Source organism: Rhodoplanes elegans (assembly GCF_016653355.1).
Taxonomy (GTDB): Bacteria; Pseudomonadota; Alphaproteobacteria; order Rhizobiales; family Xanthobacteraceae; genus Rhodoplanes; species Rhodoplanes elegans.
Genome location: NZ_NHSK01000074.1, coordinates 99,423 through 118,727, shown reverse-complemented (window position 1 = coordinate 118,727; position 19,305 = coordinate 99,423). Strand labels below are relative to the sequence as shown.

At 66.2% G+C, this 19,305-nt stretch carries 27 protein-coding genes; 3 read left to right on the top strand and 24 right to left on the bottom strand.

Going from position 1 to position 19,305, the window contains the following annotated elements; translation table 11 throughout:
- Positions 1 to 29 precede the first annotated feature (29 nt).
- The 3 genes from CCR97_RS08530 to CCR97_RS08520 all read right to left on the bottom strand — a co-directional run bounded on the left by CCR97_RS08530 (position 30) and on the right by CCR97_RS08520 (position 2,255).
- On the bottom strand, positions 30 to 461 hold the full coding sequence (locus tag CCR97_RS08530; protein ID WP_201159426.1) for a hypothetical protein: 432 nt from the start codon (positions 459 to 461) through the stop codon (positions 30 to 32).
- Entirely contained in the window at positions 461 to 670 is a 210-nt protein-coding gene (locus CCR97_RS08525) for a hypothetical protein (RefSeq protein WP_146618616.1), read from the bottom strand. The genes CCR97_RS08530 and CCR97_RS08525 overlap by 1 nt, the downstream gene beginning before the upstream one ends.
- A 121-nt stretch (positions 671 to 791) precedes the next feature.
- A complete protein-coding gene (locus CCR97_RS08520) occupies positions 792 to 2,255 on the bottom strand; it encodes a phage tail tube protein (protein WP_111355258.1) in 1,464 nt (487 codons plus the stop codon).
- Positions 2,256 to 2,421: 166 nt separating this feature from the next.
- Here CCR97_RS08520 and CCR97_RS08515 point away from each other — a divergent pair, with 166 nt between their 5' ends.
- Positions 2,422 to 2,592, top strand: a complete 171-nt coding sequence (locus tag CCR97_RS08515; protein ID WP_170145655.1) for a hypothetical protein — start codon at positions 2,422 to 2,424, stop codon at positions 2,590 to 2,592.
- Here the strand turns inward: CCR97_RS08515 and CCR97_RS08510 are convergent, their stop codons facing one another.
- The 4 genes from CCR97_RS08510 to CCR97_RS08495 form a co-directional block, all read right to left on the bottom strand.
- A complete protein-coding gene (locus tag CCR97_RS08510) occupies positions 2,593 to 3,030 on the bottom strand; it encodes a phage tail terminator-like protein (protein WP_111355257.1) in 438 nt (145 codons plus the stop codon).
- Between the two features lie 4 nt (positions 3,031 to 3,034).
- On the bottom strand, positions 3,035 to 3,712 hold the full coding sequence (locus tag CCR97_RS08505; protein ID WP_111355256.1) for a hypothetical protein: 678 nt from the start codon (positions 3,710 to 3,712) through the stop codon (positions 3,035 to 3,037).
- 166 nt (positions 3,713 to 3,878) lie between these two features.
- Entirely contained in the window at positions 3,879 to 4,775 is an 897-nt protein-coding gene (locus CCR97_RS08500) for a hypothetical protein (RefSeq protein WP_146618615.1), read from the bottom strand.
- Positions 4,768 to 5,553, bottom strand: a complete 786-nt coding sequence (locus CCR97_RS08495) for a hypothetical protein (RefSeq protein WP_146618614.1) — start codon at positions 5,551 to 5,553, stop codon at positions 4,768 to 4,770. Before CCR97_RS08495 ends, CCR97_RS08500 begins: the two co-directional genes overlap by 8 nt.
- 148 nt (positions 5,554 to 5,701) lie before the next feature.
- Between CCR97_RS08495 and CCR97_RS08490 the strand changes: the two genes are divergently transcribed.
- The gene (locus CCR97_RS08490) at positions 5,702 to 6,001 is read left to right on the top strand and encodes a helix-turn-helix domain-containing protein (RefSeq protein ID WP_244670326.1); all 300 of its coding nucleotides are present in this window, start codon (positions 5,702 to 5,704) and stop codon (positions 5,999 to 6,001) included.
- 4 nt (positions 6,002 to 6,005) lie between these two features.
- On the opposite strand, the gene CCR97_RS08485 is transcribed toward CCR97_RS08490, so the two are convergent.
- The 11 genes from CCR97_RS08485 to CCR97_RS08435 all read right to left on the bottom strand — a co-directional run bounded on the left by CCR97_RS08485 (position 6,006) and on the right by CCR97_RS08435 (position 13,333).
- Positions 6,006 to 6,365, bottom strand: coding sequence for a hypothetical protein (locus tag CCR97_RS08485; protein ID WP_111355252.1), 360 nt, complete (start codon positions 6,363 to 6,365; stop codon positions 6,006 to 6,008).
- Positions 6,362 to 6,802 (bottom strand): hypothetical protein, encoded by a 441-nt coding sequence (locus tag CCR97_RS08480; RefSeq protein ID WP_111355251.1) that lies wholly within the window; start codon positions 6,800 to 6,802, stop codon positions 6,362 to 6,364. Before CCR97_RS08480 ends, CCR97_RS08485 begins: the two co-directional genes overlap by 4 nt.
- Positions 6,799 to 7,440, bottom strand: coding sequence for a phage head-tail connector protein (locus tag CCR97_RS08475; RefSeq protein ID WP_111355250.1), 642 nt, complete (start codon positions 7,438 to 7,440; stop codon positions 6,799 to 6,801). The genes CCR97_RS08480 and CCR97_RS08475 overlap by 4 nt, the downstream gene beginning before the upstream one ends.
- Before the next feature lie 2 nt (positions 7,441 to 7,442).
- The gene (locus CCR97_RS08470; RefSeq protein WP_111355249.1) at positions 7,443 to 7,658 is read right to left on the bottom strand and encodes a hypothetical protein; all 216 of its coding nucleotides are present in this window, start codon (positions 7,656 to 7,658) and stop codon (positions 7,443 to 7,445) included.
- A 44-nt stretch (positions 7,659 to 7,702) separates the two neighbouring features.
- Positions 7,703 to 8,926, bottom strand: a complete 1,224-nt coding sequence (locus CCR97_RS08465; protein WP_146618613.1) for an SGNH/GDSL hydrolase family protein — start codon at positions 8,924 to 8,926, stop codon at positions 7,703 to 7,705.
- On the bottom strand, positions 8,919 to 9,185 hold the full coding sequence (locus CCR97_RS08460; protein WP_111355247.1) for a hypothetical protein: 267 nt from the start codon (positions 9,183 to 9,185) through the stop codon (positions 8,919 to 8,921). Before CCR97_RS08460 ends, CCR97_RS08465 begins: the two co-directional genes overlap by 8 nt.
- Positions 9,186 to 9,200: 15 nt before the next feature.
- Positions 9,201 to 10,574 (bottom strand): class I SAM-dependent methyltransferase, encoded by a 1,374-nt coding sequence (locus CCR97_RS08455; RefSeq protein WP_111355246.1) that lies wholly within the window; start codon positions 10,572 to 10,574, stop codon positions 9,201 to 9,203.
- Positions 10,575 to 10,651: 77 nt separating this feature from the next.
- Positions 10,652 to 11,074, bottom strand: coding sequence for a hypothetical protein (locus CCR97_RS08450; protein ID WP_111355245.1), 423 nt, complete (start codon positions 11,072 to 11,074; stop codon positions 10,652 to 10,654).
- 73 nt (positions 11,075 to 11,147) lie between these two features.
- Positions 11,148 to 12,410 (bottom strand): phage major capsid protein, encoded by a 1,263-nt coding sequence (locus CCR97_RS08445; protein ID WP_111355244.1) that lies wholly within the window; start codon positions 12,408 to 12,410, stop codon positions 11,148 to 11,150.
- A gap of 25 nt (positions 12,411 to 12,435) precedes the next feature.
- A complete protein-coding gene (locus CCR97_RS08440; protein ID WP_170145653.1) occupies positions 12,436 to 13,170 on the bottom strand; it encodes an HK97 family phage prohead protease in 735 nt (244 codons plus the stop codon).
- Positions 13,171 to 13,174: 4 nt separating this feature from the next.
- A complete protein-coding gene (locus tag CCR97_RS08435) occupies positions 13,175 to 13,333 on the bottom strand; it encodes a hypothetical protein (protein WP_170145652.1) in 159 nt (52 codons plus the stop codon).
- A 76-nt stretch (positions 13,334 to 13,409) separates the two neighbouring features.
- Here CCR97_RS08435 and CCR97_RS08430 point away from each other — a divergent pair, with 76 nt between their 5' ends.
- Positions 13,410 to 13,637 carry a hypothetical protein gene (locus CCR97_RS08430; protein ID WP_111355242.1) on the top strand — a complete coding sequence of 76 codons (228 nt, stop codon included), beginning with the start codon at positions 13,410 to 13,412 and terminating at the stop codon, positions 13,635 to 13,637.
- 193 nt (positions 13,638 to 13,830) lie between these two features.
- Here the strand turns inward: CCR97_RS08430 and CCR97_RS08425 are convergent, their stop codons facing one another.
- The 6 genes from CCR97_RS08425 to nusG form a co-directional block, all read right to left on the bottom strand.
- Positions 13,831 to 16,008, bottom strand: coding sequence for a phage portal protein (locus CCR97_RS08425; protein ID WP_111355241.1), 2,178 nt, complete (start codon positions 16,006 to 16,008; stop codon positions 13,831 to 13,833).
- A 12-nt stretch (positions 16,009 to 16,020) separates the two neighbouring features.
- Positions 16,021 to 17,583: a terminase large subunit gene (locus tag CCR97_RS08420; RefSeq protein ID WP_111355240.1), complete on the bottom strand. Its 1,563-nt coding sequence runs from the start codon at positions 17,581 to 17,583 to the stop codon at positions 16,021 to 16,023.
- Positions 17,531 to 17,938, bottom strand: coding sequence for a hypothetical protein (locus CCR97_RS08415; protein WP_146618612.1), 408 nt, complete (start codon positions 17,936 to 17,938; stop codon positions 17,531 to 17,533). The genes CCR97_RS08420 and CCR97_RS08415 overlap by 53 nt, the downstream gene beginning before the upstream one ends.
- A gap of 94 nt (positions 17,939 to 18,032) precedes the next feature.
- On the bottom strand, positions 18,033 to 18,323 hold the full coding sequence (locus tag CCR97_RS32510; protein WP_111355238.1) for an HNH endonuclease: 291 nt from the start codon (positions 18,321 to 18,323) through the stop codon (positions 18,033 to 18,035).
- A complete protein-coding gene (locus tag CCR97_RS08405; protein WP_111355237.1) occupies positions 18,324 to 18,506 on the bottom strand; it encodes a hypothetical protein in 183 nt (60 codons plus the stop codon).
- A 229-nt stretch (positions 18,507 to 18,735) separates the two neighbouring features.
- Positions 18,736 to 19,305, bottom strand: a complete 570-nt coding sequence (gene nusG, locus CCR97_RS08400) for a transcription termination/antitermination protein NusG (protein WP_111355236.1) — start codon at positions 19,303 to 19,305, stop codon at positions 18,736 to 18,738.

Below are 19,305 nucleotides of genomic sequence, written 5' to 3'. Positions count from 1 at the left end.
CGCGAGCAGGACCGCGCCGGCCTGGTGCGTCAGGCGCCAGCGGAAGACGTCTCGGAGTTTTTTTCCAGCGCCTCGTCGGCCGCCGCCACGTCCTCGCCGACCATCGACGCCGCGGCGAACACGGCGTCACGCAGACGGCGGAAGTCGGGATCGGTCAGCAGCTCGCGGGCCTTCTCGCGGCTATAGGGGAGCGGCGCGCCGCCGGAGGTGAGGCCGCGCCAGTCGGTGAGCACGGTCTCGATCAGGCACTCGGTCTGGATCCGGTCCTGGTCGTCGGCGCCGAGCCCCTTGCGGCGCAGACGCGCCGGGATCTCGTTGATCAGCTTGTGCTGCAGGGCGCGATAGTCAGCGTTGCCGAGCCCGCGGACCCGGAACGCGACGTCGCCGAGTTCGGGGAGGTCGCCGATCCACTCGCCCTGCTCGATGAGGGCCGAGTTGGTCTTGATCTGGGAGAGGTCCATCAGTCGTCACCGTGTTCGGAAGGGGGAAGCGGGTCGACGCGCTCGCGGGATTCGCAACACGTGAGCTTGATCCCGGAGATGCGGCCGACCACAGCAGGCGTGAATTCCACATGCAGATCGACGCTCGCCGCCTCAGCCAGCGCAGCGTTCACTTCGGCGATTGCGTCGACCATTCGACGAGCGACGCGCCTTTGTTCGTGTGTCGCCATTTTGTCCTCGTTCGGGAGGTGGCGGACGGCGGCCGAACCCGCCGCCCGCCTCTGCGCGCAGGGTCTTCGTGGGAGGAGACCACCACGAAGCGGGGCCGCGGCGTTCGGGCCGCGGAACGGGTCACTCGTAGTAGGGAATGCGGTCGATGATGACGTGCGCCGACGTGAGCGTGTCCTTCGACGCCTGGAAATCGCTCGACAGCTCCACGTTCTGGTTCTTCCCGCCCGCTGCCGGGACGCCAGAGCGCAGCGTGGCGCGCGGCACCTGGAGGATGATGGCTTGGCTGTCCTTTGCGGCCCTGACGTTGATGCTGGTCGCGGTGCCCGCGTAGAGCTTGGCCAGCAGCGAGTTCGAGCCGAAGTACGTCGTGATGTTGCCGGTCACGGTGCACTCGCCCTCGCGGTGCCCGACCGGCGACGTCGAGTCGACGGCGTCCTTCATCTCGATGTTGTTGTTGACGTTGAGCGAGAACGAGCGCGCCCAGTTCGGATCGGTGAGGGTCGACCCGTTCTCGGCGAGCCGGCCGACGTTGGCGTGGCAGGCCATCACGGAATTCGTCGTCTCGGCGTCGGGCGATGAATCGAGCGACGTTGTGTCCTGTCCGCCGCCCATGCCCATGAAGTTCACCGAGCCCGTGATCTTCTGCCGGCTCTGGAACGTCAGTTCCAGCGTGTTGGCGACCATGCCTGTGTTGTAGATGTAGGTCGGCGTGGTCTGGCCCATGAACCCCTTCTCGATCGTCATCGACGAGACGGTGGTTCCGTTTTTGATCTGGTCGCCGAACCAGACCTTGATCGTCTTCGAGGCGCCGGAATCCGTGGTCCATCCGCTCGGCAGGTTGTCACAGGTCAGGGCGTGTGCCGCGATCGCGGTGACGCGGGCGAAGCCGTTGCACGCAGCCGTCGCGAACTTGTCGCCCGTCGCTGTGCCGCCGATCTTGATCCACTGGCCGACCGCGAGGCCGAGCGTCGTGAAATCGAGCAGCGTCGATCCGAGCCCGGTGCTGGTCGCCGTGATGTCGCCGGACGCGCCCTGGAACCCGACCACCTTGATCTTCGCGGCGGCGGGCGGGGCCGCCTCGTCGGTGAGCGTGGGCGTGCCAGCGACCACGATGGTCGTCCCGGTCGATGACCCGACCTTGAAGATCCCGTTGTTCGCCGCGTTGGTGAACCCCGTCGTCCGGATCAGATGTCCGGCGACGGCCGCGGCGCCGCCCGACGCGACCGTGAAGGTGTCGGTGGAGTCCGTGACCTGGGTGCACACGCTGTCGGCTGTGCCGTCGTTGTCGAAGGTCGGCGTGTTGGTCCAGGTGGCGAACAGCGCCGACCGGATCACCTCGGACAACGGGGTGTTGTCCTCCGGGTAGCTCAGCTCGAAATTGAGCCCGCCCTGGCTGGCCTGCATCACCTTGATCGGGTCGCCGAGCATGCGGTCCGAGCGGACCTCGTCGCTGTCGACGTACTCCGGCGTGAACGACAGCGACTCGCCGGTGATGCGCATCGTGCGCATGCGCGGGGTGTTGGGCGTCGTCCCGACCGTCGACTCACGACAGACGGCCACCCTCGTACGATTGCTCGACGTCATAGTTTGGGCTCCATCAAAGGGAGGAAGCCGGCGTCATCACGACGGCGGCGGTGTTGCGGCGTCTCACGACGGCGCGGATGACGCTTGCCCAAGGCGCCAGTTAGGGCGTTACGGCTCGCCGAAGCGGCCGGATTTTGGTACTCTCTCCGCCTCACAGGAGGCCGAAATGACACTCCTCGACGCGATCATCGCCGAGCTTGAACGGCAATCAGGCCCACTGTTCAGCGGTGGCCCGTACCTGTACGACTGCGACGACCCGCGCGAATTTGGGATCGACGGGAAGGTCGATCTTGTTGCACTGGCCGAGGCCGTCGAAGCGTTCATGAAGACGAAGTGATCACGCCTCCATTCGTCGCCAGTCAATCGCGACCAGCAGCTCGAACCAATTCCCCTCTTCCGCAGCCGGCCCATTCGTGCCGATCGCGGCGTCCATAAACTCCAAAGCACCACCGAGCAGAGTCGTCCCGCGGAACAGGTCCGCGAGCTGCTTGCACAGCGCGCGGATCTCGCTCACGCCCTGGCCGACCGGGGCGAACACCGAGATCCACAGCGTCCCGTCCTCGTCCCAGCGGTTATCCGCCTGAGTCGCGGCGCCGATGCTTTGCTGGCCGTAGACCACGCCGGTGAGTGCCACAGCGATCCACGGCGACGGCGGCTCGGGCTTGACGAAGTCCTCGTTTTCCCAGCGGATCCGGGTCGCGGTCCACGCCGGCGGCGTGCTCTCGGTGCCCTCCAGGTAGGCCCGGATCGCGTCGTAAACGGCGTCGGCGGCCATGCTGCTATCGGTTCCTGAACGTGACGACGATAGCCGGCTGCCGGCGGAGCCAGTCGCCGAACGCGCGGGCCGACTGCTTGTTGGTGCGGTTCGGCCGCATGCGGGTCCGGCCTGCCCAGGTGTTCAGCGCCGAGGCGCCGAGCACCGATCGGAAGCCGAAGCGGATTGTGGCGATGTTGGAGAACCTGCGCTTGGCCTTGGCGGCGAGCACTTCGTAAATTCCATCAGGTGCTTGCCGCGACAAGCCTTTTTCAAGTTTTCGGCTGTACGGCATCGTCGACACGAACGCAAACTCGGCAGCGTCCGGCAGGTCGTCCGTCAGCTCGATCTCGTCGCCATCGGCCATCAGGATGTGGCTCTTCGAGTAGCGGCCGGTGAGTTTCGGCGAGGTCTTGACCAACTCGTCGGCGATGAAGCGCAGGACATCGACGAACAACTCGTACTCGACCGAGATCACGCCATCCGGGCGAACCCGATCGAGTGCGGCACTTTCCGACCCGTCAACGAACGTCGTGAACGGCGGGACAGAGCCCAGAGCGCGGCGGTTCTGCTCGCTCGCGATCCCGATCTGCTCCCGTGCGAACTGCGCCAGCACGCGGCTGCGCGCCGCCGGCGAGAGGTCGGACTGAATGATCAGTTCAACGTCGCGGTCGAGTGCCTCGATCTTGGCCGACAGCGCCATTGCCTACCTTCCATAGGTGCGCGGGCCGCATCGCTGCGACCCGCTTGCCAGACACTCGGTCTCTGGGATTCAAAGGTGATTTGGTCTGGCGTTCGGCTTTCGCCGAATTAGTGCGGCGGACACCGCACCAGTGGTTTGCAATTCAGCAATGGTCCGCCGCGCGCGGCTATTCGGCCGCGATCAGAATTTCGGAGGCGGGCATTCTCTCCTCGGGGTTCACCTGGATGCTGGCCCGCCGCCACGCCTTCCACAGGCGTTTCAGAAGCTCTTTCTCCATCACGCGCTGAGCGCGCTTTTCGATGTGTCCGAGCGAGCGGAACTCAGCCGCCCGTTTCTTTGGGATCGACCCGGCCGGCGCGACGGTCAGCCCTTCGTCGGCCGCCTTCTGCCGCTCGACTTCCTTCCGTGCGCGATACAGGTCCGCGTACTCGCCGCCGGCATAGATCAGCGCCTTGCCGACGTTCCACATGCGCGACCGGCGCTGCCGGTTGTAGCCGTGCTCGATCCACTCGTCCTTGCTGGCCGACTTGGCGAGGCCACCTTGCCGCTTGCCGTTGACGACCCCGACGCCCATCCGCTTCCACAGCTTCGCGACCGTGGCGTAGTTCGACAGGTCACCGGCCTCTCCGACGATCGTCGCCAGCGACTTCAGACCGAATCCGCGAATCTCTGCGCCGAACGCCGCCCACACGGGCAACTGCTCGGCAAGAACCTCCAAAGCTTTAACCGACTCGGACTCGATCGCGTCCCACGGCGCTCGCGCCTTGATCGAGGCGCTGATGATCTTGGCGAACCGCTTGTACTCTGGTGACCCGGCCAGTTCATGATGGTTCTGCTTCGGCGTCTTCAGTGCCGCGGCCTTGGCACCCAGCTTGCCGCAGATGATCAGATCTTTGGCCAACGCCTCGATCGCCTTCCGCTCTTCGGCCGGCGCGTCCTTGCGCCAGCCCAGCGCGGTCCGCAGGTAGGCGCCGAGCGCGGCGTTGGAACGCTTGCGCTGCTCCATGGCATAACACCGCTCCCGGTGCCACGCGCGGATCTGAGCGATGATCTCCTCAGACATTGGCCCGCTCCGCGTTGCGGCAGAGCGTTTCGAATGTGCCGGCCGAGACCAGCGTCGGGAGCGGCGCGAACCGTTGCTTGTCGTTGACCGCGCCGATGTGGTCGATCAGCGCCTTGGCGATGCCGCCGTCGCGCGCCAGCCCGGCCAGCTCGTGATACCCGATCTCGCCCCACGCGCGGCCGTCACTGGTCTTCTTCACCCGCCAGATCGCATCTGCGGCGGCGCCCTTCACCGCGTCGACGGCGCGAAGTTGGGTCGGAGAGGGATCGCGAGCGGGGCGGACACCCGGCGACTGGGTGACAATGCGGCTTTGGTCCGCCCGCTCGCGAAGGGGTGACGGGGCGCGGGCACGAGGTGAATGGGCGCCAATGCGGAGCTGGCCCGCACCGCCGTCAGAGAGAGACGGAGAACCGACAGGCGCAACGTGGGCTACACCGCAGGTATGGTCGGTCCGTCCGTCAGAGGGTGACGACGCGCCGGCACTCGCCGAGTGGTTGGCACCGAAACATTGGCCAGCGTCGTCGTCATTCGGTCGCCGGGCGAGGGCACGAGTTCTTTGGGAGCCAATCGACATATGGCCCCCGCCCGGCAGAGCAGCGCCGGCCATGTCGGCGGCGACAAGCTCGAAATAATCGTGGAGCGCCTCGCGCCCGTTGGTGCGCAGGAACAGGTCGAGCGCCTGATCGACGCTGCCGCGGCGCGCGCGAAGCGCGTTCTCGACCGCGATCCGGAGATTGACGTCGGCGACCATCAGCCGGCCGGCCGGTGTGCTCTTCATGGCTGCAGCCATAGTGGTTTGCATCTGCGCTCTACCCTCGACGTGCTGATGAGCGATCGTGCTCGGTAGTGACAAGATATCGCCTTTCAGCTACGTTGCAAGCGCATTTTTTACGTAACGTCGCACTTCTGCCGAGAAAGGCCGAGAAATGCCGAGGAATTCCGCTGTTGTCCGGCACCACGCCGCGCTGTACAAGCCGCCCGCGATGCTCACGGGGAAGCAAATTCGGGCGGCACGGGCGTTGTTGGGGTGGACATCATCCCAGCTCGCCGAGGCCGCGTCGGTCTCCTACGCCACCGTTTCCCGTACCGAGCAGACCGACGACGTCCCGCCGGTCCGCGCCACGATCCTTGCCGCTATCCAGGGCGCCCTGGAACGCGGCGGCGTTGTCTTCCTCGACCCCGGCGACACCCGCACCGGTGGGGCTGGGGTCAGGATGCGGGAGTGAGCCATTACTTCCCACCACCCGTGACTTGCAGTTCGTACGCCACGATCGTCCCGTCGCTCGCCCGGCGCGGCACTGGCGCTTTGATGCTGTAGCTTTGCCCGTCGATAATCACGGCGTCATAGGTCGTCCGGAACGGTAGTGCGAACCCGACGCCGGCAAGATCCTCCGCGAGGATGATCACCTGACTGTCGCCCTGGACGATGCCGCCGACCAACGAAGCCGGGTCGAAGCCGGAATGCCGGCCGCGGACCGCAAACTCGAAGGTTGGCGGGTTCGACCCGGCGCCGGTCCGACGCCTGATGGTGACGGTCTGGCCGCCCTGCATCAGGCGCGCGTACATCGCGCGGGCCGCCTCCGGGCTCATCGCCGCGGCACCATCCGAACCGACAGGCTCGAATTCCCCGCGTAGGTCCCGCTCACGATCTTGCGAGCCCGCCAGCGCGGGCCGATGATGCCGTCCTTGACCGCATCGTCGCTGAGCGCGGCCGGGGTGTAGGGGCTCACCGGGGTCAGTGCCGACAGGTTGACGAGGCGCTGGCCGCTCGCCGTGGTGAAGGCCGCGCGATAGACCTCGGTCCAGGTCGTGCCACCGTCGACGCTGGTCTCGACGATGACCTTCAGGGTGCTCCCGCCAGACCCGTACGTGAAGTTGACCGACAGCAGGACCGCGGAGACGTCGTCCTCGATCTCCAGGTAGGCCTGCGTCGCGCCGTTGATGTCGGCCGAAGACGTGATGACCTCGCCCGCGGCCGCCGTGGCTGCGCCGATGACGGAGTCGCCGAGGTTGAGCGGGCTGATCACAGCGCGATCCTCCGATACGGGGCGAGCTTGGTCGCGACGGACGGCGGCAGCTCGCCCGCCTCCATGGGTGACTGGATCCAATACGAGGTGTCGCCGAGCCCCGGCACGCTCTCGGAGCGCACCAGCGGGTCGCGGCCGCGCGCCGAGCGGAACGAGCCGACGAGCTCGATCGCGGCCGCCTCGATCGCGGCAGGCAGGTCGGCGCTGGCATCGCCAGGCATCAGCCACCCCGCCGTGTATGTCACCACGATCCGGCCGGTCGCCCAGAGCGCGGGATCGCCGTCGGCGTCGAGCCGGCGCACCATACCGGCCGCGGCGTCCTCGATCTCGTATTCCGCGGCGTCCACCGTCTCGTCAGCCTCGACCACCGACGCGATCGACACGATGGGGGTGCGCGACAGGAGCAGGAGCTCGCGGCTGCGGTCCGGGCGGAGCGTCTCGACCAAGGTCTCGCGCCCGAGCGTGCGGGACCGGCCGGCCGGCACAACGCCGAGGTGCCGCGTGATCAGGTCGGTCGCCACCGCGATCTGGCCGCGGAGGTAGGCGTCCTCGGCCGAGCCCTCGATCCGGAGGTCGGATTTGACCCGCTCCAGCGTCGTGAGATCGGTCCGGGCCGCCGCGGTGGTGACGACGAGCATGGTCAGGCCTTGCGCTTCTCGGCGGCGGGCGCCGCCGGCTTGTCGACCGGCACCTGCTGCATCGGGATCGGCTGCGGCTTGGCAGGGTCGCGCGCGTAGCCCTCGACGATCAGTCCGGTAGCCACGTCGTCCGCGATCTCGGCCTCTCCGGGCTCGACCATCACGGCGTTGATGTGGTCTGCGGCGTAGGGGAAGGGTTTCAGGATGGTGAGTTTCATCTTGCCTCGCGATGGGGCACAACTGAGATTGGGGTGTGGGTGGGTCAGGTAGCCGCGAAAACCGTCGCGTTGATGTTACCGCTCGCCTTGATCGCGGCCGTCGCCGTTGCGTTTTCGTGCACACCATCAGGCGTGTAGCCAGCTTTCCATATGCCACTATCCCGTGCGCTTTCGACCACATCGGCGATTTCGAAATAGCCGTACGCTCCGGACAACCCGGCCCGAACCGAGGCGTTGTAAGATTTCCGCTGTGTGTCGTTCTCAACCGACACCGGCGTCTGATTTACTTCCGTCGCCCAGTTGTCCGTCGACGTCGTCTCTGGCGGGATCGTCGTATAGAAAATGCGTTTTCCCGTGAAGTTTCCGGCGATCGTCGTGTTTCTGGTGATGAGAGTTGCGGCCGATGCGCCGCTGTACAGATCGTTGACCCCAATCTGAATGACGATGTTCTGAAAATACTGGGCCAACGCGACTTGGTTCGCGTGCGAGTTGTTCCACCCCTGCGCCGTGAGCGACGAAATTCCGTAATTCGCAACCGCGAGCGACGGGCCGATGCTCTTCTCCACCTCACCGAGGTCGCCGAACCCTGCGACATTGGAGTCCCGCGTACCGAGGCATCGGCTATCGCCGATCAGCAGCACCGCCGGCCGCTTCGACATCGCAATAATCGCGCAGCAGCCGAATACATTGGTGTTGGTTGGAGAATTGTTGGCGATCGTCCCGCTCATCGTCTTGTCCGCGAGCGACGAGGCCGAATACTCGTAGCCGTCGCTCGCGAACACGCCAGGATTGTTACCGGTGTAATTCCTATAAGGGAACCCAGACGCATTCTCCCAATGCAGCCAGACGTAAAATAGAGCATCCTTCGGAATCGACACAGCAACCGCGTCGGAAACGATGTAACTGTTGTTCGGGATCGAACCTGTCGCGACCCCGGAGAACAGCACCTGTGTGCGCGTTCCGAGCGGATACTCGATGCTCGCCGACACGGTCGCGGTGCCGCCGGTCCCAGCCTCTCCGGTCGCGGCAGTCGCCTTGACGTAGAAATTCGGGATGACGATCTGCAACGACGCAATCGCGTCCCGAGCGTAGTGCGCGCGGCGCGCGTTCGCATACTTGAGTGTCGTGCTCAGAACGTTCGGAATCGCGCACCGCGTGGCCACGTTTCGCAACGTGGGGGTCACCCGCACACCCTGTCCCGTGGTGAGCGGATCGCGCAGCGGGCTCCTCAACAGAGGCCGCAGCACCGGACGGAGCGGGCTACCCACTGTAGACCCCGCAGGTCGCGCCGGCGACGCGGGTGAGGCGGTAGACGCCGGGCGCCGCGATCACAGTGGCGGGCTGCAGCGAGTTCAGTTCGCCAACCACGTTGTAGGTGCCGCCGTCGTCCTTCAGCTCGATCAGGACGCGGGCCTGAGACCCCGTGACGCCTTTGAGCGCCACGGTCAGCGTCGAGCCATCGGCGACCGTCTGGTCGGACGAGCTCGTCGCCGTGTCCCCGGTCGCGATCAGTTGCGCAGCCGCCATGTAGATCTCCTGTCGTCAGCCCGCGGCCTTGGCGAGCATCTCGGCCGGCACGGTGGGCCGGGCGTGGTCGTAGCGGGCCTCGATCTCGGCCGCCGTCGCGATCGTCTCACGCTCGCGGAGCGCCACGGTGATCGGTTCGTCGCCGCCGCCTGCGAGGTCGACGTGGACCGTGTCGTAGCCGTAGAGCCGCTCGTCGTTCGGTGCGCACGCGTCCATCAGCGTGGTGGTCTCGGGGAACCCGATCCGGATGCCGCGGGCGTGTGCGATGCCGAGCAGGAACTCGACGCAGCCGCGGCCCTTCTCGGCCTGGTGGCTGTTGGCGTAGCTGAAGTCCAGGCCGAACAGGCCGATCTCCTGTACGCCGATGTGAATCGCGTAGGCCACGGCGTAGGCCGCGGTGCTGTTGAGGTAGGCGAACCCGATCGAGTTGAGCACGTCCTGAAGCGGGTACTCGACGAGGCCGGGGAAGTCGGGATGGGTCCGGCTGGTGTAGATCGGGCCGGGATGGCGCTTCATCCAGCGCAGCATCGCGGCGATGTTGCTAGTCGGAGATGCCTCGGCGCGCGCCTGTTGGATCCTTACGTCGTCAAGGTGGAAAATTTTGTCGCACGCGATGACGTCGCCGACCGCGTTGATGCCCCAGACCTCGTCGCAGAGCGCCGAGGCGCCGCCCATGCGCTTCACGAGGTCGACGAAGGTCTCCAGCGACGGGCCGAGCCCGAGGATGACGACGTGGCGCGGGGCGCGCTCTGGCGTGGCCGGCTCCGGGCCGAGGTTCAGCGCCGGGGCGACGCGCTTGGCGTCGACCACTAGGGTTCGCGGGTAGCTCTCGGTGCTCGTCCACTCTTCCATGACTGGCGAGACCGCGTCCGCCTGCCACCCGCAGAGGCTCGGCTCAAATCCGGCCCGAGCGAGGTGCCATCCGAGCTGGTCCGGCGTGTAGTGCCGGTGGTGGAAGGCGTAGCCGCGGCGGCCGAACGGCATGCCGAGCTCGTTCGGAACGGAGAGCAGGAGCCGCGGCGCAACCCGGCGGGCCTCACGCAGGAACGCGATCGGCTCGGCGAGGTGCTCCATCGCCTCGAAGCAGACCACGGCGTCGAGCATGGGCAGCACGCCGAGGTCGGACAGGTCGCCGGTGCGCCAGGCGATGCCCTCGTGGTCGTAGTGCTCGCGGCCGTAGGCGAGCGCCTCGGCGCTGCGGTCCAGCGCCACGACCTTGTGGCCGGCCTCGGCCAGGATGCGGGCGCCGTATCCGATGCCGCAGCCCGCGTCGAGCACGCGGGAGCCGGCCGGCAGCCGCTCGGCGGCCCACCTGTAGCGGGCGACGTGGTCGGCCCGGATTCCGTCGATGGTCGGCGCGACCTGGCGCTCGCCGTTGTCGAGGCTCATCTCGTGTCCTGCGCTGTTCGGAGACGCTGAGGAACCCCGGGCCGGAGTTCGGGGCCGGCCCGGGGCAAGTGTCGTGATCAGCTCGCCGGGGCGGACGCGGCGCGCTGGAACGCGTCGACGTGCACCGGGGTGCCGGCCGTGGCAGTGCTCTTCACGTTGCACTGCACGTACCGCTTGGCGCCCTTGTAGGCGATCTTCTTGGTGACCAGCTTGGTCGAGTTCGACGTGCGGGCGCCGGCGGCGAGGCCGGCCGCGGACTCGGTGCCGATCAGGTCGGTGTCGGCCACGGAGGTGAGCGTGCCGGTGACATCGCCCTCCTTCACCGTTACCGTGAACACCGCGGTGCTCGACGTGATGGCTCCGTAGCCGACGGTGAACAGGACCGGGCCGACGTAGCCCTGCCGATCAATGATCTTGCCGGTCTGGCCGGTGCCCGTGGTGCCGACCGCGACGGGCGGGATGACACGGGTCACCTTGAGGGAGCTGTAGAGGTCGTCCATGACGATCTGTCCTCAGTTCTGATTGCGGGAGAGGTGAACGCCGCCGGCCGGGGCCGACGGCGCCGGACCTTCGTCAGGTCGAACACTTCATTTTCCGAATCGCCTCGGCGAGCGTGACCTTGCCGCCGACCCGCTTCCAGAACTGGAAGCGGATGTTGCCGCTGGTGGCCTGCGTGTAGGGGTCACGCAGCAGTTCCATCACGATGCGATCTACCAGCGTGTAGGCGCGCCGGAAGTCGCCGAACGCCACCGGGTAGGCGTTCGCCGCCTCGTTCGGCATGTCCGGCACCTCGACATAGGGCGCGCCCAGGATCGAGTTCGGGACGCCGTTGGCGACGCCGGGCTGCCACAGGTACTGGTTCGTCGTGTCCTTGAGCTTCCGAACCGAGCCCAGCGTGGTCCGGTTGAGGACCCAAGTGGCATTCCGCGTGTAGGCCGTCTTGATGCCGTGGAAGAGATTGATCATGCCGTCCGCGGCGATCGCCGTCGCGGCGCCGGAGTTGGTCTCGGCGACGGACGAATTCGACAGGATGCCTTCGAGCTGGCCGACGCCGGTGCCGGAGACGAACTCGGCGCCCTCCTTCACGGCGAACTGCTCCTCGGCCTCCATCCGGATCTCGCCCTCCATATCGAAGGCCGCGTCGTCGATCATCTGCCGGGAGATGTCGACCAGCGCGTACATCTCCGGCGCGGTGATCTCCTCCAGACCGTAGGTGAGACCGGTCGTCTCGGTGCGCGTGCCCTGCTCGCCGACGCGCTGCGCGGCGAACTGACCGCGGCGAGCCGGGATCTGGATGGCCTTGTTCGCCGTTGGGCGCACCCGGACGAGACTGCGAACCGGACTGACATCGGTGATGCCCTTGATGATCTCGCGCACATACTCGGTGGGCGCGAGGAATCCGCCGGCTGTGTCGGTGCCGACGTTGAGGGCCTTCATCTCGGTCTCGACCGCGTCGAGGGCCTTGGCCTCATCGGCCGAGAGGTTGGTCTTGCCGACGGCATGAGCCCGCCAAGCGGCGCGCAGCCAAGTCTCGACCCGCCCCTTCTTCTCGCCCTCGTCGCGCGGCTTGCCGACGATGCGCCCGACCTTCAGCTCGATCGCGTCGAACTGGCTCTTCAGGTCGTCGAGCGCCTTCTTCTGCGCCTCGGCCTGGGTGAGCCGCTGGTTGATGCCCTCGAAGCCAGCGATCGTGTTCTCGATCTTGCTGAGCTTGTCGGTCACGACCGGGTCGGCCGTGCCCTTCTTCTCGATCTCCTTCAGACGGGCGTCGTTCGTGGACTTGAACTCCTCGAACGCCGTCATCAGGCCGTCGATGGCCTGCTTCGCGTCTTCCATGATGATGGTCCTTCGTGCGGTCGGGCTACAGGGCCCGGAGGCGATCGGCCGCCGCCTTGATGGCAGTGACCAGCTCAGCCGCGGCCGCTTCGTCACGAAGGGCAGGATCGGCATCCCCGGCATCACGCCGGAGGTAGGTGCGGAAGACCGCCACGCCCTTGACGGCGTCGGCGCGCGAGAGCCCGGCATCACGCAGGGCGCCCTCCATCTCGCGAGGATCGAAACTGATGTCGGCGGCGGCGCCGTACAGGCTCTTCATCGCCGTGACCGTGGCCAGCGCGTTCGCCGGCATGTCGACGAGGCTGACCTCCTTGAGGTCGATCTGTTTCAGGTAGCGGGCTGGCTCGCCCATCTTGCCGGAGCCGCGGCGCGAGCCATTCGGCGACACGCGGTAGCCGATCGAGAGGCCCTTCAGCGCGCCTTCGCGGAGCTGCGCGTAGTTCCATTTGCCCTGCTCGGTGTCGAGCCCAACGAGCCGGCCCTTGACAATCAGGCCGCGGCTGTCCTCCTCCATGTGATCCCAGACCCCGATCGGGTCGAGGCTCGACGCGCCCATGCCGTGCATCTTGCGCATCGGCGGGTACTTGCCGCAGGCCTTGCAGGCGTAGAGCGATTTGGAAAACGCGCCGGGCTCGATCAGATCCCCGACGCTGTCGACGTTGCCGAAAACCGCTCCCAGGCCCTCGAACGTGCCGGGCGCGCAGTCGCCGCCGTCCATGAACTTGATTTCGAGCGATGCGCCGAGGACGTGGATGTCCATTGCGTTAGTCCTTCTCGCCAGCCGCCCCGGCGGCGATGGCATCTTTCAGCAACCCGACCAGCGCCTCGTCATCGTCGAGGTCGTCGAGATCGCCGTCCGGCAGGAGTTCTTCCGTGCCGTCGGTCGCATCAGCCGGAGCAAAACCGGAAAAGTCGTAGACCACGGAATCTTTCATAGGACCGCTTGACCTAGGACGAGTTGTCCGCTATAGTTCAGATATTGAAACGGAGGGGAAACCAGTGACCACCAACCTCAACACCGCCGCCGCCGCCCGCGCCGAGTACCGGACATGGGCCACCGAACAACTCGGAGCCGAGCAGCTCCGGCTCCAGGACGTCGCCGACACCACCAGCCGGCCCCAGACCCGCGCCATGGCTCAGCGCAATCTCGACCTGATTTCTGCCGAGATCAATCGCCGGTGGTTTGCGCTGACCCCGAACCAACGGCAGGCGAAGATGCGGGGCTGACCATGACCCCGTCTCAGCTACGCGCCGCCCTCAACAAACTCAGGCTTTCCCAAGAGTCCGCCGGTCGCTTTCTAGGCCACGGCAACGGACGGCAGGTCAGGCGGTGGCTTTCCGGTGAGTACCCTGTTCCGAAGCCCGTCTCCATGCTGCTGACGCTGATGGTGCAGACCAAGACAACGCCAGATCAGATTGATCAGGACGCCAAAGCCCTTACGGCGCGTCGGTAGGCCTTTGCGTTTGTGAGGTCGAGCCGTCCGAACCAGTTTGAGCCGGCGAGCAGGCTGTACCCGATCTTCTTGCCGCGCGGGCCGCGCGCTGCGGCGAGGTTGAACATCAGGTCGTCGTCGCTGCTGTTGTTCACGATGTCCGTGATGATTTTCTTGTGCGCAGCGGAGAGCTTCGTCGACTTCGCGACGTGATCGAGCGTGTCCGACCTGATCAACCTCGTCGCTCGCGCCTGTGGCCGGAAACCGAGGCGCGCCCACACGTACCCGCCCTTGTCGATGTTCGCTTGCGCTTCGATCGCCGTGATTCCGCGAGCCCGATACTCGTCGATCGCGTCGCGGAGCATCTTCTTGGCGTGCCCGCCGCCTTGATAGCTCGGCGCGAGCGAGAACAGCTCGTGTCGGGCCTTGTAACCGACGCGGCCCGTCTCGGCCTCGTACTCGACGTCGCGCGTAAAGCTGCGCTCGACGCGCGCGCCGGCCGATTGCCCGCGGACGAAGATGTCGCCGGACGGCATGCGCGTCACGGTCACCTGCAGCCGCTCACCCACCGGCACCCCGGACATCATCTTGTCGACCAGCCGCTTCGCGTCGGCCTCGTCGGTCCAGATCCCAGCGTCGCGCCCGGCCCGGAGCGCGCCGTCGTCCATGGTATAGCTGGAATAATCACGAGACGGCGCGGCGCCGCGGTTGGCATCGGGCTTCGGCGCGAACCGTCCGCCGCGGTCCCGGCGGTGCAGCTCCTCGCGAAAGTCCGGTCGCGCGCCACCGGCCGGTTTCTTGCTAACCTTCCGCTTGATCTCGTACCATTCGCCGTCGACCTTCACGATCTGATCGGGCTCGACCGGGTCGCCGTTCTCGTCGTAGAACTCGCCATCAGCTAGCGCGCCCTGATCGTCAGCGGTTCCGCCGTCCATGCCGTAGTCTTTCGGCGTCCACGGGCGCGAAAACTGGTCACCCTCAAGCGGATTCCACCCGTCGTCCTCGCGGACCTCGTTGATCGACACCCAACCCGGCGACGAGTTCGTCCCGAGCGCGGCCTTGTAGGCCTCGGCGCGCTCTTGCGGTGACCCGCGGAGCAGTTCGGCCGTGTCGATCTTGACGTGGTAGCCTTCGCGCCTCTCCTCAGGCGTCAGAAGCTGGCACTCGATCGCCCCCTTGATAGACGTGAGCCACGGCTGCAGGCTGAACCGGACGTGCGCCCGCATGAACTCCAGGGCGCTCGCGAACGTCGGGCTCTCGTCGCCGCCGAGCCCGAGCATGATCGGCCACAGCCGGAGCACGCGGGCGATCTCGGCGACCTGGTGCTTGCGGGTTTCGAGATGCTGGGCGTCGACGCCCGTCATCTGCATCTGCTTCCAGTCGAGCCCGCCCTGCAGGATCATCGGCTTCCCGGCATTGGCCGTGCCGACGTACTTCTCCTCGAACATCGCGCGGAGCCGGTCGATCTCCGCAGGGTCAAGTGCCTTCGCCGCCTTGTCCGCGACCAGCGCGCCGCTGGGCCGCGCGCCGTTGGCGTGGAACCTCGCATGGCTTTCTTCGGTCGCCATGGCGAGGCCGAGCGCCTCGCGACCGAGGTCGACCGGGTTGAGCCCGTCCACGCCGTCCCAGCTCGGGCCGCGGAGATGGAACACCTCGTTCTGCTCGAGCGTCGCGCTGCGCGAGTTCTCGAACGTCACGCGGTAGCGCAGACTCATGTCGGCCAGCGTCTCGACATGCGCCCAGTCCGGCCGGACCGGGATGAGCTCACGGACCTGCCCGGCGACCGTGTTCTTGTAGCTCACCGACCGGCCGGCGCCGGCGGCGTGCAGCAGCACCGTGCCCCAGAAGTCGGCCGCGCTCTGGTGCTGGTTCGGCTTGTGCCGCAGAACGTCGTAGAGCGGGTGGTCCTTGGCCGGCTCCGAGCCGCGGCCGTCCGGCAGCTCGCGGTAGATCTCGACCGGCAGTTGGCGGATGCCGTCGGCGATCACGTTGATGCCGCGCCACCACGCCGCCACCTGCAGGGCCGAGCCGGTCGACACCGAGGCGCCGGACTTGGCCGGGCCGCCCCACGACCCGGTCAGGATCGCGGAGAGCAGTTCCGGCGAAAACTCGACCGCTTTGACCTCGGTCGGAGTCTTCCAGAACAGCCACTTCCTCCAGCTCATACGACCGATGCCTCAGAGGAAGGTGATGAAGGGGCGGGGGGCGGATTCGTCTTCCGACGGCGCCGCGCCCATTGCCATGGTAAGAGCAACCATGCCGTCGATCCGCCCGCTGCTCTTGTTCTTCGCCAACTTGCGATTCCCGCTCGGGTCTGTCTGCACCACGGCGTTCGCCGCACACATCGCAAGAACCGGGTGGTTGCCGTGTGCGATCCGGCCGTTCAAGATCTCACTTTCGAGGTCGCGCAGCGCCGGGCTCATCGACTGGAAGCCCTGCCCGAACTCGACGAACCGTTCCGCGATCTCGTCCTCTGTGAACCCGGCTTGAAGCAGCCACGGTTTGAGGTGCTTGAAGTTCCAACGGTCGAACGCGATCTTGCGAATGTCGAGCGCTCGGCATTGTTCGCGCAAAATGCTCGCCACAAACTCATAGTCGATCGATCGCCCAGGCGCGGTGCAAAGCTGACCCTGCCGCTCCCACAGATCATAGGGGACGCGATCAGTCCTTGATTTGTCTGCCAGCCCGTCACGGGGGAGCCAGAACGTGGGGTGGACTTGCCAAACCCCGGAGACCTTTCCAATCAGGACCAGCGCTGTCAGATCGTTGACCGCTGAGAGGTCCAGTCCGCCGTACACCTCAACGTCTTCGATCGACAACGGGTCGGCGCCACAGGACTGCCACAGGGCACGAGAAACGAACGGTGACGCCGCTTCGACGCGCTGGTTGAGGACGAGGTTGCGGTACTCCGACTCGCGGCTCGGCATCCGCTTGGCGTCAGCCGCCATCGCCAGGACTTCGGTGGCGTTCAGGAAGTCTCCGAACGCCGGGTTGGCCTTTCGGATGGTCGCCTCGACGAACGGGTCGTCCTCTTGCGGCGCCGTATAGAGTGAGACCGTGACCCGCGGGTCGTGCCCAGCCATCGCATCATCAATCAGAAGCGACAACAGGTCTGAATCAGTCGGCGCTTGTGTCGAGATGATGATCGATAGCGGACTGTCCTGCGCCCCGGTTGCTGTCTCCAGCGCCTCGTAGAGTTCGGAACGCGGCCCCTTCACCTGGCCAAGCTCGTCGTGGACGATGAACACCGGGCTGAGCCCGTATGCCGTGCTGGCCTCTGCCGACAGCGCTCGGTATAGCGTCCCGAGATCGGAACAGTACAATTGCTTTGCCGTGTCGCGTGGCGTTACCACGCCCAAGAGGTCCGGCGACATGCGGACAATCTTCGCAGCCAGCGCGAACAGCAGCGCGGCCTGATCCCTGGATTGCGCCGCCGAGAACAGTTGCGAGTTCGGCCGCGCCTCCGGGCCGCACAGGTGGAGAAGCAAGAGGAACGCCGACAGCGTCGTCTTGGCGTTCTTCCGCCCGAAGCTCAGGATCGCCCGGCGCGTGCCGGCCGGGTTGTCGTAGATCTTACGAATCTCGTCGCGCTGCCATGGCCTGAGCCGAACCGGCTTGCCGACGTCGCGCCCTTCTGGAATTCGGCAAAATTCCTCGATCCACCGGATGTTCCGCTCAGCGCGGGTCTCAGGCCTCCCAAGGCTTCTTGCCTTGGATCGGTTTGGACTTTTTCTTGTCAAACGTGGCCTGCTGAGAAAGACGCATCCGGGTGGCGAGCGACGACAGCGCCCGGCCCTCGCGCTCCTGCATGATCAACAGCGTGTTGTAGTTCGCGACGTCGAACGGGTCGGCTTTTTCGGCCTGCTCGATCAGTTGCGCCACCCGGCGCGCCGCCACAACGTGCCGGCAATACGCGGTCAGCATCCCGTGCGTCTCGCGCGGAAACCAGTCCGCCGGCATCCGATTGACGACCGCCCACCACTCCGCCGCCTGCTCGTCCGTCAGGTCGTATGGCGCGTCAGGTCGTTGAACAGCCTCAATTTTCGCCGGAAGAACCTCAAGCGAGGCGGCAGATTTCCGTCCGCGAGGCGTCATGTGTTATGGAACCTTTTTTGGGGCCGGTTATGAAAAGTCAACTACCGGCGCGGTCCTGCCCCTATTTCCCCCAAGATCCAGACCCGGGTAGGGGTCAATCGATCGGCCACCCGTCTACCCCGGTCACCCTCACAGGCTTGCCGCTTTTCTCCGCCTTCTGCTTCGCACTCGAATGGCATGTCGCGTCCAAGGCTTGCCAGTTCGACCTATCCCAAAACAGAGATTGATCTCCGCGATGCGGCTTGATGTGGTCAACCACTGTTGCCTGGGTGTAGCGGCCTGCTTTGAGGCATATCGCGCACCAGGGATGATCGCGCAGGAAGCCAGCCCTGGCCTTGTCCCACGCGGTCGAGTAGCCACGCTGTCGGGCTGATAGGCGAGCCACCTAGCTGCGGCTCCCAAGGGTGATCAGACACGCCGCACCGTAGGCTTGCGCCTCATCGGGGGGCGCAATCGCCATGAACTTCTCGGCCTGCGCCTGGCATGTAGCGAGGTCCGGCATGCGGATGCCCGGTCCGGCGATGTCGACACCACCGACGATCAGCCACAGCACGAGGGTGACGGTCATGTCGGGTCCTATGGGACCGGATGCCCGTGCCTCATCCGGCATGGCCGGTGGCCTGGGCATCTCGTCTCGCGATTTCGGTGGATGCAGCAGCACGCCGACTCAGAACGGTGTCCTGAGCCTGGACCGTTGCCCAAGTGCGCGGTCCTCGCCCATCTCTCAGGGCATTGCCGGGGCGGTCACGCTACGCTGCATGCAGGTAATGCAGACTCATGTTGATTTGTCAAGCGGATCAGGCCGGGGTTACGTGCTCCTCCCCAAGCTCGACGTGCCCGAGCACCCCGCCGATGTCCACCACGATCCTCTGCCCATCCCGAAGCGAGTCGACCGTGGCAATCAGCCCGCGCCACGCGCCATCGATCAGCCGAACGGCCTGCCCCGCTCGATACTTGCGCGGTTTGCCGGCGAGCCACGCCGGGTCGTTGAGGTTGGCCTCGATCGTCCGAATCGGGTTGAGCGCGGCGTCAGGCACCAGCTTCAGCGCGCCGCTGGCGTAACGCCATTGACCTCGGATGCCGCGGACCTCGTCACGCTGGATCTGGGCATGGTTGGCGTACAGCGCCGGCACGAACAGGTAGCCCCGGATCATCAGGTTTTCGACATCGACCTTTCGGCCTCGCCGCACCTGCGTCACCCGCTCGACCGGCAGATAGCTCGGGATCTCGGCGGACTCCCATAGCCAGTCACGCGCCCGCTTTTCGTGCTGCGGCTCGATCAGGGCGATGAGCCAGTACGGGTAAGCCCCGGCCGCGACAGCGGGCTGAGACGGCCGCTCTGGTGCGTTGTGGACGGTGAGGGTCAT

Coding starts and splice junctions, on each gene's coding strand:
- CCR97_RS08525 (WP_146618616.1), bottom strand. CDS start 670: ATGGCGACACACGAACAAAGGCGCGTCGCTCGTCGAATGGTCGACGCA.
- CCR97_RS08490 (WP_244670326.1), top strand. CDS start 5,702: ATGCCGAGGAATTCCGCTGTTGTCCGGCACCACGCCGCGCTGTACAAG.
- CCR97_RS08460 (WP_111355247.1), bottom strand. CDS start 9,185: ATGGCGGCTGCGCAACTGATCGCGACCGGGGACACGGCGACGAGCTCG.
- CCR97_RS08495 (WP_146618614.1), bottom strand. CDS start 5,553: ATGAAGAGCACACCGGCCGGCCGGCTGATGGTCGCCGACGTCAATCTC.
- CCR97_RS08515 (WP_170145655.1), top strand. CDS start 2,422: ATGACACTCCTCGACGCGATCATCGCCGAGCTTGAACGGCAATCAGGC.
- CCR97_RS08510 (WP_111355257.1), bottom strand. CDS start 3,030: ATGGCCGCCGACGCCGTTTACGACGCGATCCGGGCCTACCTGGAGGGC.
- CCR97_RS08405 (WP_111355237.1), bottom strand. CDS start 18,506: ATGACCGTCACCCTCGTGCTGTGGCTGATCGTCGGTGGTGTCGACATC.
- CCR97_RS08445 (WP_111355244.1), bottom strand. CDS start 12,410: ATGGAAGACGCGAAGCAGGCCATCGACGGCCTGATGACGGCGTTCGAG.
- CCR97_RS08520 (WP_111355258.1), bottom strand. CDS start 2,255: ATGACGTCGAGCAATCGTACGAGGGTGGCCGTCTGTCGTGAGTCGACG.
- nusG (WP_111355236.1), bottom strand. CDS start 19,305: ATGACCCTCACCGTCCACAACGCACCAGAGCGGCCGTCTCAGCCCGCT.
- CCR97_RS08475 (WP_111355250.1), bottom strand. CDS start 7,440: ATGCTCGTCGTCACCACCGCGGCGGCCCGGACCGATCTCACGACGCTG.
- CCR97_RS08530 (WP_201159426.1), bottom strand. CDS start 461: ATGGACCTCTCCCAGATCAAGACCAACTCGGCCCTCATCGAGCAGGGC.
- CCR97_RS08500 (WP_146618615.1), bottom strand. CDS start 4,775: ATGTCTGAGGAGATCATCGCTCAGATCCGCGCGTGGCACCGGGAGCGG.
- CCR97_RS08425 (WP_111355241.1), bottom strand. CDS start 16,008: ATGAGCTGGAGGAAGTGGCTGTTCTGGAAGACTCCGACCGAGGTCAAA.
- CCR97_RS08440 (WP_170145653.1), bottom strand. CDS start 13,170: ATGGACATCCACGTCCTCGGCGCATCGCTCGAAATCAAGTTCATGGAC.
- CCR97_RS08470 (WP_111355249.1), bottom strand. CDS start 7,658: ATGAAACTCACCATCCTGAAACCCTTCCCCTACGCCGCAGACCACATC.
- CCR97_RS08415 (WP_146618612.1), bottom strand. CDS start 17,938: ATGACGCCTCGCGGACGGAAATCTGCCGCCTCGCTTGAGGTTCTTCCG.
- CCR97_RS08485 (WP_111355252.1), bottom strand. CDS start 6,365: ATGAGCCCGGAGGCGGCCCGCGCGATGTACGCGCGCCTGATGCAGGGC.
- CCR97_RS08450 (WP_111355245.1), bottom strand. CDS start 11,074: ATGGACGACCTCTACAGCTCCCTCAAGGTGACCCGTGTCATCCCGCCC.
- CCR97_RS08455 (WP_111355246.1), bottom strand. CDS start 10,574: ATGAGCCTCGACAACGGCGAGCGCCAGGTCGCGCCGACCATCGACGGA.
- CCR97_RS08505 (WP_111355256.1), bottom strand. CDS start 3,712: ATGGCGCTGTCGGCCAAGATCGAGGCACTCGACCGCGACGTTGAACTG.